We start from the raw sequence: 10,817 nt of genomic DNA, 5'->3' as shown, positions 1-10,817 counted from the left end.
CCCAGCCGGTGCTGCCGATAATGCCCGGCATGCCTGAACGGCGCACCCACGACTACATCCGCAACGGCCTGACCACCTTGTTCGCCGCGTTCGACCGGTACGCCCTCGACGGGGTGTTCACCCGGGCCCTGCAGCAGATCCAGGTCCGGGCGGATGCGGCCGGCGACATCGACTGGCTGGTCCAGATCGACTCCACCATCGTCCGTGCTCATCAGCACGCCGCCGCCACCGGCCGAAAAAGGGGCGACACCGGCCGGACGAACCGGACGATCACGCCCTCGGCCGATCCCGAGGCGGACTGACCACCAAGATCCACCTCGCCTGCGACGGCAAGGGCCGTCCCCTCGCGATTCTGGTGACGCCCGGCCAACGCCACGACAGTGTCTGCGCACGCCCTCTGCTGGAACGGATCCGTGTCCCCCGCACCGGCTCGGGCCGGCCTCGGTGCAGGCCCGACCAGGTCATCGCCGACAAGGCTTACAGCTCCCGCGGCTTCCGCGCCTACCTGCGAAAACGCGGCATTGCGCACACCATCCCGGAGAAGACCGACCAGCGACGGCACCGGCTGAGGCGTGGTTGCCACGGCGGCCGACCGCCAGGATTCGACCGGGAGACCTACCGGCGACGCAACGTGATCGAGCGCTGCTTCACCCGACTCAAGGGCTTCCGCGGGATCGCCACCAGATACGAGAAGACCGCCACCTCCTACGAAGCAGCGGTCACCCTCGCATCGTTCCTGCTCTGGGCAAGATCCGTTTGAAGACGGGCCCTAGTACTGCAACGGTTCTTGTTCTGAGTGCTGGGCAGTTTTCAGGGGCTGTTTCCGCGTCGTTTGTAGTGACTGATGCGGGCTTGGTGTTGGCGTCGTCGGCGCCAGGTCGACCAGTGCAGGATGTGCTCGACCGGTGCCGGTCGGCGGTTGGTGAGGCGGGTGATCAGTCGTCGGATTTCGGCGAGGCTGAGGTGGATGAGCTGGGAGGATCCGTTTCTGCTTTCTCCGTGTCCAGCTGGCGGGCCCTCAGGACGGTGAGGCAGGCGTGGGCGGCCATCGCCAGGGTCATGTGGCGGTGCCAGCCGGGATAGCGGCGGACCTGGTAGTCGTCCAGGCCGCACTCCTGCTTGGCGGTCTGGAAGCACTCCTCGACAGCCCATCGGCTGCCCGCGATGCGTATGAGTTCGTCCAGGGTGGTATCGGCCGGGCAGTAGGCGATGTAGTAGGAGATCTCCTCGGGGCGGTTGACGCTGCGGCGGGCGATGACCCAGTGCCGGCGGTCTTCGCGGTGCCAGGGCCTGACCTCGACGCGGGCCCAGTCGTAGATCCGCAGGCCGTGGGCTCCGGCGCCGCAGGAACGTCGTTTCCACTTCTGCCGCGGCAGGCCGGGGAACAGATCGTGGACGGGGTGGTCGAGTGCCCAGCGGGTGACGACGGTGTCGTGCCGGGTGGTGGTCATGACGTGGAAGACATCTGCCTGCTCGAGCTCGAAGCGCCAGCCCTTGCTGAAGCCGTAGGCGGCATCCGCCGTCACCGAGGTGAACGGGATCCGGTCCGCGATGGCCTTGCGGACCATCGCCTTGGCCATGGCCACCTTCGTCTCGAACGCGACCTCGTCGCCGATGCCGGCCCGCCGGCAGCGCTCACGGTCGTCCGTCCACGACGTGGGCAGATACAGCCGCCGGTCGATCAGCGTGCGTCCGCGGCCGGCGGCGTAAGCGAGGAACACACCGATCTGGCAGTTCTCGGTGCGGCCCGCGGTTCCGGAATACTGCCGCTGCACGCCTGCCGAGCGGGTGCCCTTCTTCAGGAAGCCGGTGTCGTCGACGATCAGCACGGCCTCCCGGTCGCCGAGGTTGTCGACCACGTACCGGCGCACATCGTCGAGGACCTCGTCGGCGTCCCACTCGATCCGATTCAGCATCCGCTGGATACGGTCCGGCCCGGCATGGCCAGCCTCCTCGGCCAGCGTCCAGCCGTTCTTGCGCTGCAACGGAGCGATCAGCCCCCGCATATAGGCCAGCGCCGACTCCCGCGGCTCGGACCGGTTGAACCGGTGCACGAACCTGCCGTGCACGGCATCCAGTTCACTCGCCCACGCACGCACATCAGCAAGGTCCCCACCCATAACCACACCAACGAAGAACCTGACCAGCAGTCACGGTAGACACCGTTGCAGTACTAATTCAGCGAGGAGGGCTTCGTGAAGGCCGCCGTCGATGCTGAGTTCTTCCCTGCGAGGGACGACAACGACCTAACTTCTGCAGGAAGGAACGCCAACTTCCAAGACATAGGCGGTGCCGCTCCTCAGCGCCCTGGACTCACCTTGCGCCAAGCAATTCGAGTCATCCTTCCTGTGTCCTTGCGTCGCATGACATCCTCGGCGCCAGTTCAACCCATGCGAGGATGACGAATCGGCGTGATTTGCCGTCGCTCGAAGCGGGCGGATCTCGGCCAAGCGCTCTGACACCTGTCGCGTACATGACCCGGCGTGTCTAGGGTGTGACCGCTTGTGTGTTGTGGGGGCCATGGGGTCGAGCGGCCCTGTGAGGTGCTCTGGGGAGGGCGCATGCGGTCGCGGAGTGAGCTGTTTCGTGCAGTGAGAGGCGGTCGGCATCGACTTGTGACGGTGGGTGTGCTCGTTCTCGCGCTGACCGCAGGGGCCGTGTCGGCCGAGGCAGTCCCACCCGAGCCCACACCTATTGAAACTGCTAGTTCTTCACCTGCGGCCCCCTCACCGAGCAAGGCAAAACCTAAGAAGGCAGATGCGGTCGCTGCCGCCGAGCCCACCACCAGCAACGCCGTCTACGCCTACGACGCGGCTGGCCGCCTGGTCGGTGTGACTGACCCTGAGGGCGAGACGGCCCGCTACCGTTACGACAAGGCCGGTAACCGGCTCGGCATTGACCGCTACGCCTCGACAACCCTGTCGGTGCTGTCGCTCGTGCCCGTGCGCGGGGCACCGGGCACGAAGGTGACCCTGTCCGGCACCGGATTCTCCACCACGGCGGCCGACAACACCGTGACGATCGGCGGTAAGACGGCCACCGTCAACTCCGCCTCTGCATCCCGCCTCGTCGTCACTGTGCCCTCCGGCGCGGCCAGCGGCAAAGTCGCCGTAACCGTGGGCGGTTCAACTGCCGAGGCCCCAGAGTCCTTCACCCTGGCCCCCTCCACACCCACCATCTCCGAAGTCGAGCCGGCTACCGGCCCACCCGGCACGGAAGTCACCATTTCCGGCGCACATTTCGCCAAGGCCCCGACGGACAACGTCGTGCGTTTCAACGGTGGCACGCTCGCCGAGCTCGTGCGCACCACCGACAACGCTCTCACTGTGAGAGTCCCCGAAGCGGCGACCAGTGGGCGGATCACTGTCCAGACTCCGGACGGCAGGGTGAGCTCCGCGAGTGACTTCCTGATACCTCTCGCGGAGGACGCCGAGGGTTTTGAGACCACCGTCCGCACAGGGATCAACGACGCCTCTTTATCTGTCGCCGTCACCCAGGCGGGGAAGCGGGCCCGTCTGTTCTTCGACGCGGACCAGGGCCAGGACCTTTCCATCGGGTTCACCGAGTCCACCTTCGCTCCTTCGGCGATTGCAGCCCTCGTAGATCCACGCGGTGAGACCGTGGATACCAGCAGCGTCCTCACGGGGTCCGACGACTGGGAGGTCCGCGATCTGCCTGTCTCCGGCACGTACACCCTGGTGATCAACCCCTCTTCCGAGGTCACCGGCTCCGTGACGGTGACGTTGTCCGAGCCGGCCGGCGGTGAGCTCAGCTTCACGGGGGATCCCGCAGCTACCAGGATGAGCAGGGCGGGGCAGGACGGACTTTGGACGTTCAGCGCCGAGGCCGGCAGCTCGTTCAGCCTCGGCATCGACACGGCGTTGATGACGAACAGTCTCATGGCGCGCCTGTACGCGCCCGATGGAAAACAAGTGGAGTCCGTTTCGGTGTCCAAAGGCTCCGATGGTTCCCTAGACCTCGACGAACTGCCCGCACACGGCACGTACACGTTGTACCTGGACCCGTCGAGGGGTGCGACCGGAACAGCCACCGTCACGATCTCGCACTTTGTGTCCGCGGCCTGGCTGGACCCACAAGCAGCTGCGAAACAGCTGGCGATCAGCCGGCCCGGCCAGGACGGCACCGCAGTCTTCACCGCCACCGCCGGACAGCAGGTGTCGCTCGCGGTCACCCCTGCCGGGTTCACATCCTCCGTCACTTACCACGTCTACGCACCTGACGGCAGCAAGGTCGACAGCTTCCCGGTCTCATCGTCAGGAACGACGGACTGGGACAGCGCGGCTCTCCCCGAGACGGGCACCTACCGGCTGCAGATGTCCCCTTCCCGCCTGGGCACAGGGACATTGACGACAACACTGTCCATGCCCGTGGAAGCGGGGCGGCTCAGCTCCACCGGCGCCTCTGTGCCGGTGAGCATCGCTCGTTTCGGCCAGAACGCAAAAGCCACGTTCGACGCCTCCTCGGGGGACGACCTGTCCTTGGCCGTCACCGACAACACCTTCACCAGCACTGCTTCGCTGACCGTGACAGCACCGTCGGGCGCCAAGGTCGTCTCTTCCGCGTCCGTGGGCTCCGGTAAGGCCCACACCCAAGGACTATCGGACCTGCCGGAAACCGGAACGTACACGGTCGCCTTGGATCCCTTCAGCGGTTCGCAGGGCAGCCTGAAGCTGACGCTGTCCACGGACGTGACCATCGATGCCACCGTGGACGGCTCCTCGGTATCTGCCACCGCCGCCCGCCCCGGCCAGCGCATCCGTGCTCGTTTCACTGCTGGAAGTGACTTCGTCGGCGTCGGCCTCACCAGCAACACCATCAATCAGAGCACGGAAGTCACACTGATCGGCCCGGCCGATGAGAGTGCCGAGGCGGTGGCTGCCGTGAGCAAGAGCGCCACTCAAGCCGCGCATCTGGGGCCGTTGTCTGCCGGTGCCGGTTACACCCTGCTGCTCGAGCCGCAGTCGGCCGGCAGCGGAAGTGTGACGCTGTGGCTTTCCGCCCCGATCAAGGCCGGAGCACTGTCGGCGGCCGGACGCACCGGGACGATCTCCCGGCCCGGGCAGCAACTCGAATACACCCTCACCGCACCGGCCGGGGAAGGGGCGTCGGTGCTGTTCACCGGAACCACACTCACCGGGACCACCAGCGTCAAGGTCCTCAGCCCTGGATCGGCGCTGCCGGACAGCCTGGGCAATCTCACCACGTCCACGACCGACGTGGACGTACGCGCCCCACTCACGGCCGGCACGCACCGGATCTTGGTGCAGCCGAGCAAGCCAGTGACCGGAAGCACCACCGCTACTGCCGTCGTCGACGTGGACGCGGGTGCCCTCACCGTCGGTGGCGGCAACCGGACCGCATCCATCAACACCCCCGGGCAGAACGCCCACTTCACGTTCACCGGTACCAGCGGCCAGAAGCTGACCCTCGGCCTCGGCGTCCCTCCGCCTGCGGCCTGGGGTCTGTCGGTGTACGGACCCAACGGCAAGTGGCTTGTCAATGACCGGTCAATGACGGCGTCCACGACGTCGTACACCCTTCCCGCTTTGCCGGCAACCGGCACCTACACGCTCACGGTCGCGCCCACCTCGATGAAAACCGGCACCTACAGCCTGGGGCTGTCGGCCGCCGCTACGACCGCCCCCGACTCCGCCGGCGAAGAGAGCACGGGTTCGGCGGCCGGGGATGCCAGTGGTACACCCGCTGATCAAAAGCCCTCCAGTGGCGGCACGGTGCCGACCGGCGTAGACGCGTGGCAGCCGGACAAGCACAACCTCAAGGGCATGGACTGGCTCGCCCGGCGCGGCGCTGCCCCCAGGGCCCCGGCTGCCTTGCGGGCTCCGCCGGGCACGACCGCGCTGACCGGGCATGTACTCAAGCTGGACGGCAAGCCGCTGGCAGGCGTCAGCGTGCGGGTCGGATCGAAGAGAGCGCTCACTGACACCAAGGGCCGCTTCCTGCTCCCGGGTATCAGTCCGCGGGCGACCACCCTGGTCGTCGACGGTTCCACGGCCAACACCCGCAAGCGCGCCTATGGCCGCTTCGACATCCGTATCCACCCCAAAGCCGGTACATCGGTTGACCTGGGATTCCCGGTGTGGATGACACCGCTGGACACCCGGCACACCGTCACTTTCGACGCTCCCGCCCGGAAGGACGTCGTCCTGACGACCCCGAGCATCCCCGGCCTGGAGGTCCGTATCCCCAAGGGGTCTGTGGTACGTGATGAGCGCGGCAAGCCCGTCACCAGGCTGGGGATCACCGCGATCCCCCTCGACCGGCCACCCTTCCCCCTGCCCCAGGACGGCGTCGTGCCGGTCTACTTCACCGTCCAGCCCGGCGGGACCTACGTCTTCCCCGAGGGCGCGCAGATCGTCTACCCCAACTACACGAACGAGGCTCCCGGCACCCGGGTCGAATTCTTGGACTACGACCCGGACGGCAAGGGTTGGTACGTGTACGGGCACGGCGAGGTCAGCGCCGACGGCACCCAGGTTCTCCCCGATCCGAAAACTCGCGTATGGGCCTTCCACGGCGCCATGTTCAACGTGCCGTCATTGCCGCCCTGGCTCACCGGCTGGGCGGAGGACGCGCTCGCCTGGCTTTCGGGCGACCCGGTCGAACTCTCCACCGGCATGCTGACCGACACCCGTACCGACCTCGCCGTTGCTGACAGTCTGACTCCCATCGAGGTCACCCGGACCTACTGGCAGGGAGACACCTCCAAGCGGGCCTTTGGTATCGGACGCGACCTCGTCTACAACGCGTTTCTGCACTCCGAGGAGCAGTACAAGGAGGTCGATCTGTACCTGCCCGGCGGGGAGAAAGTGCACTACGTGCGCACCTCCGCCGGCACCGGCTTCCGCGATGCCGTCTTCCAACCGGCCAGTGTGTCCAGCCGCTTCCGAGGCACAGCGATCAAGTGGAAGTCCGGCTGGGAGCTGTCCTTCCCCGACGGCACCGTCTGGGAGTTCCCGCAGTACTCCCCGCTCAACGAGATACGCGACCGCTACGGCAACACGCTCACACTCACCCGCGCCAACCGCATCCGCGGACCCATCACCCGGCTCGCCACCTCAGGCGGCCGGTGGATCAGCTTCACCTACGACGCGCAGGACCGAATCACCCAGGCGAGGGACAACGCCGGCCGCACCGTCTCCTATACCTACGACAGTGCAGGACGGCTCGAGACGGTCACCGATCCTGCGGGCAAGGTCAGCTCATACACCTATGACGGGACCTCCAACCGCGTCGCCACCGCGAAGGATGCTCGCGGCATCGTCTATATGACCAACGCCTTCGATGCTGCTGGCCGGGTGAAGAAGCAGACGCTGACCGAAGGACAGGAGTACACCTTCGCCTACACCCAGACCGGCACCGGACAGATCACCGCCACCGAGGTGACCCAGCCCGGTGGCGCGGTCCGCCGGGTGGAGTTCGACGGCGGCTACGGCATTTCGGACAGCCAGGCTTACGGCACTGGTCTCGCCCGCAAGACCGTCTACGAACGCGGCAGCGATCACCGCGTCAACGCGGTGATCGACCCATACGGTAGGCGCACCGAACTGCACTACGACAGCGCAGGCCGCGTGACAGGTGCAACCGAACTGGCCGGAACCTCCCAGTCACGTTCCACCGGAACGGTCGTCTTCGACGGGCCCTACGACCAGCCGAGCAGCATCACCGACGGCCTCGGTCACACCACGCGGCTCGCGTATGAGCCCAACGGCAATCTGACGAAGGTCACCGACCCCGAGGGACGGGAAACCACCTTCACCTACACCAGCACCGGTCAGGTCAAGACAGTCACCGACGCTTCTCACGCGACCACCACATTCAGCTACAGCAACGAAGCCCTGTTCGCCGTCACCGATGCGGAAGGCCGCACCACCAGCCAATTCACCGACGCAGCCGGCCGACCCAGTGCCGTGACCGACCAAGCAGGCTCACTGACCACCATCGTCTACGACACGGTCAACCAGGCCCGCGAAATCACTGATCCGCTGGGCAACACCACGACTCTGGGATACGACGCAAACGGCAACCTCACCACGCTCACCGACGCCCGCGGTAACACGACGACCTGGGCGTACGACGACGCCGACCGGCCGAGGTCGGCCACGGACCCACTGGGCGCGCAGGCCCTGTTCGAATACGACACGGCCAGCCTGTTGAAGACGGCCACCAACAGATCCGGCAAGGCCGCCACCGCCGAGTACGACCTGCTCGGGCGGCCCAAGAACACCAAGTACGGCGTCAATCCCCTGGGCCAGGCCGAGTCCACCGTTACCTACGACTACGACGCTCATGACCTGCTCAAGCAGATAACCGACAGCCAGGCCGGCACCCAGTCCTTCACCTACGACGCCTACGACCGCCCGGCCACCAGCACCGGCCCCACCGGCACCGTCAGCTATGACTACGACAACGCCGACCGCCGCACGAAGATGACCGCCGCCGGAACCACCACCCTCTACGGCTATGACGAGTCCGGCATCCTGACCTCGGTCAAGACCGGAGCTCAGGAGGTCACCTTCGGCCTGGACGCCGTGGGCCGGGAGAAGACCACGACTCTGCCCGGCGGCATCACCCGCACCACCGGCTACGACGCCACCGGCGTCACCAAAACCATTGCCTACGCCCAAGGCACCAAGACCATCGGCGAGCTGAACTATGTGCGAGATGTCCGCGCTCTGCAGACGGGTCTGACCGGTTCCCTGGCCAAGGTCGCCCTGCCGACCGCCGAGACGGGAAGCGAGTTCGGCAAGGACAACCGCATCGCCAGCTATGACGGGCGCACCTTCACCTACGACGCCGACGGCCAGCTCAAGGACGACGGCATCCGCACCTACACCTGGAACGCCCGCGGCGAACTCACCAACCTGACCAAGGCAGGCACCACCTCCTCGTTCGGCTACGACCCGCTCGGCGGCAGGGTGTCGAAGACCGTCAGCGGCGCCAGCAGGCGATTCTTGACCGACGCCACCAACCCGCTGATCGAGCAGGACAGCACCGGGGCGACGAAGGCGACGGTGGCCACCTCGGGCCTGGACGAGTTCCTCACTCGCACCGAAGCCGGCAAAACCCAGATCTACCTCACCGACGCCCTTGGCACCGTCGTCGGCCTGGCCGGCACCGACGGCACCATCGCCACCACCTACGCCTACGACCCGAACGGCACACCCACAGCCTCCGGCACCACATCATCGAACCCCTACAGATTCACCGGCCGCGAAGACGACGGCACCGGCCTGCTCTACTACCGCAACCGCTACTACGACCCGCAAACCGGCCGCTTCATCTCCCAGGACCCCATCGGCCACGCCGGCGGCGCCAACCTCTACCAGTACGCCCTGTCCTCCCCCACCACCTACACCGACCCCACCGGCAACAACCCCATGATCGCCGGATGCGTCATCGGCGGAATCTTCGACGGTGGCATGGACTGGCTCGCCCAGCGCCTCTCCGGCCGCAAAGTCAACTGGGGCCAAGTCGGCATCGCCGCCGCCACCGGCTGCCTCGGCGGCATGCTCGGCGCAGGACTCGCCGCGAAAGTCGGCACCCGCATGCCCGCTTGCCGGGTTCCCAACAGCTTCACCGGCGAGACACCCGTTCTGATGGCTGACGGTACCCGCAGACCCATCAAGGACATCAAGATCGGTGACACCGTCCTCGCCACCGACCCCGAAACCGGCGAAACCGGACCACGCAAAGTCACCGCCCTGATCAACGCAAACGGCGACAAACACCTCGTCGACATCACCCTCGACACCGACGGCCCCACCGGCAGCAAGACCAGCACGCTCACTGCCACCGACGGCCATCCCTTCTGGGTCCCCGCCCTCCATCAGTGGGTAGAAGCCGAGGACCTCAAGCCCGGGCAGTGGCTGCAGACCAGCGCTGGCACCTGGGTCCAAATCACCGCCGTCCGGCACCACACCAAGTCCACGGCCGTCTACAACCTCACCGTCAACGACCCGCACACCTACTATGTGCTGGCAGGCGCAATACCCGTCCTTGTCCACAACACCAACATATGGTGTGGTCCAGGCCTTAGGACTGCCGCAGAAGCCGGCATTAGCCCCAACGACGCGAAACGCATTCAAAACGCCGCGGACAAGGCCGGGCAGCCTGTCATTGTGGTCGGAAGTCGAGCCAACGGAACCGCGCACGCCGCATCAGACTGGGATTACATCCTTTCGGGACCTTCCAGAATCCGCCACAAGATCAAAAATTCTCTGCCGCGCGGGACAGGAGATGGAGAAGGAAGCGGACGCGGCCGGGATTTCTGGCAGCGATACAACCCTGACCGTCCAGACTATGCAGAGTTGGACAGGAACAGGCCCTACGTCATTTTCCTCCCGAGAAGGGGATGACCAGGTGAGAACGTCTGAGCGGATCATCAACGAAGCGGCCCAAGGAATCCTCGGTTACGAAGAATCCGTGGACTGGTTCTCTTCGCTGGAGCCGTTTGAGCAGCGAGCGGTACTCCAAGAGGTGGTTCGCTACTCGATGCAAGCTCACGCCACCGCAGAGGACGGGCGTGAAGGAGTCTCCCAGTCAGGTGTTAAGCCAACCATTACTCCAGCCGTACTAATTGTTCGAGCGCCAATCCTCGAGCAAATGGGAAAGATCCTCAATCTACCTCCGAGTGAGTATGTGAACTCCTTCCGTGTTCTTCTTTCGACTTTCACTGTCGCCGACACACGGCGAAGGGAAACCGAGTGCCGAGGCTCCTGCAGTCACCCGTGGCACAACATGTCATGATCGTCGATAACCACGGCATAATGACGTGC

The 10,817-nt window shown here is 65.9% G+C and carries 4 protein-coding genes; 3 read left to right on the top strand and 1 reads right to left on the bottom strand.

Features of this window, described 5'->3' with window-relative positions; all coding sequences use genetic code 11:
- Positions 1 to 172 precede the first annotated feature (172 nt).
- Positions 173 to 760 carry an IS5 family transposase gene (locus ACFYOV_RS32990; protein WP_389094194.1) on the top strand — a complete coding sequence of 196 codons (588 nt, stop codon included), beginning with the start codon at positions 173 to 175 and terminating at the stop codon, positions 758 to 760.
- Positions 761 to 935: 175 nt separating this feature from the next.
- Here ACFYOV_RS32990 and ACFYOV_RS32985 read toward each other — a convergent pair whose 3' ends face one another.
- A complete protein-coding gene (locus ACFYOV_RS32985; protein WP_389094192.1) occupies positions 936 to 2,120 on the bottom strand; it encodes an IS701 family transposase in 1,185 nt (394 codons plus the stop codon).
- 501 nt (positions 2,121 to 2,621) lie between these two features.
- On the opposite strand from ACFYOV_RS32985, the gene ACFYOV_RS32980 reads away from it, so the two are divergent.
- Positions 2,622 to 10,397: an RHS repeat-associated core domain-containing protein gene (locus ACFYOV_RS32980; protein ID WP_389094190.1), complete on the top strand. Its 7,776-nt coding sequence runs from the start codon at positions 2,622 to 2,624 to the stop codon at positions 10,395 to 10,397.
- Positions 10,279 to 10,788 (top strand): DUF5958 family protein, encoded by a 510-nt coding sequence (locus ACFYOV_RS32975; RefSeq protein WP_389094188.1) that lies wholly within the window; start codon positions 10,279 to 10,281, stop codon positions 10,786 to 10,788. The genes ACFYOV_RS32980 and ACFYOV_RS32975 overlap by 119 nt, the downstream gene beginning before the upstream one ends.
- The last annotated feature ends 29 nt before the right edge of the window (positions 10,789 to 10,817 follow it).

Origin of the sequence: Streptomyces sp. NPDC005931 (genome assembly GCF_042871235.1) — a bacterium.
Classification (GTDB): domain Bacteria; phylum Actinomycetota; class Actinomycetes; order Streptomycetales; family Streptomycetaceae; genus Streptomyces.
Note: the sequence above shows the minus strand (reverse complement) of the source record. Positions and strands in the feature narration are given on the sequence as shown.

Excerpts from the sequence above, each read along its gene's own strand:
- ACFYOV_RS32985 (WP_389094192.1), bottom strand. The coding sequence starts at position 2,120 with ATGGGTGGGGACCTTGCTGATGTGCGTGCGTGGGCGAGTGAACTGGAT.
- ACFYOV_RS32975 (WP_389094188.1), top strand. The coding sequence starts at position 10,279 with ATGGAGAAGGAAGCGGACGCGGCCGGGATTTCTGGCAGCGATACAACC.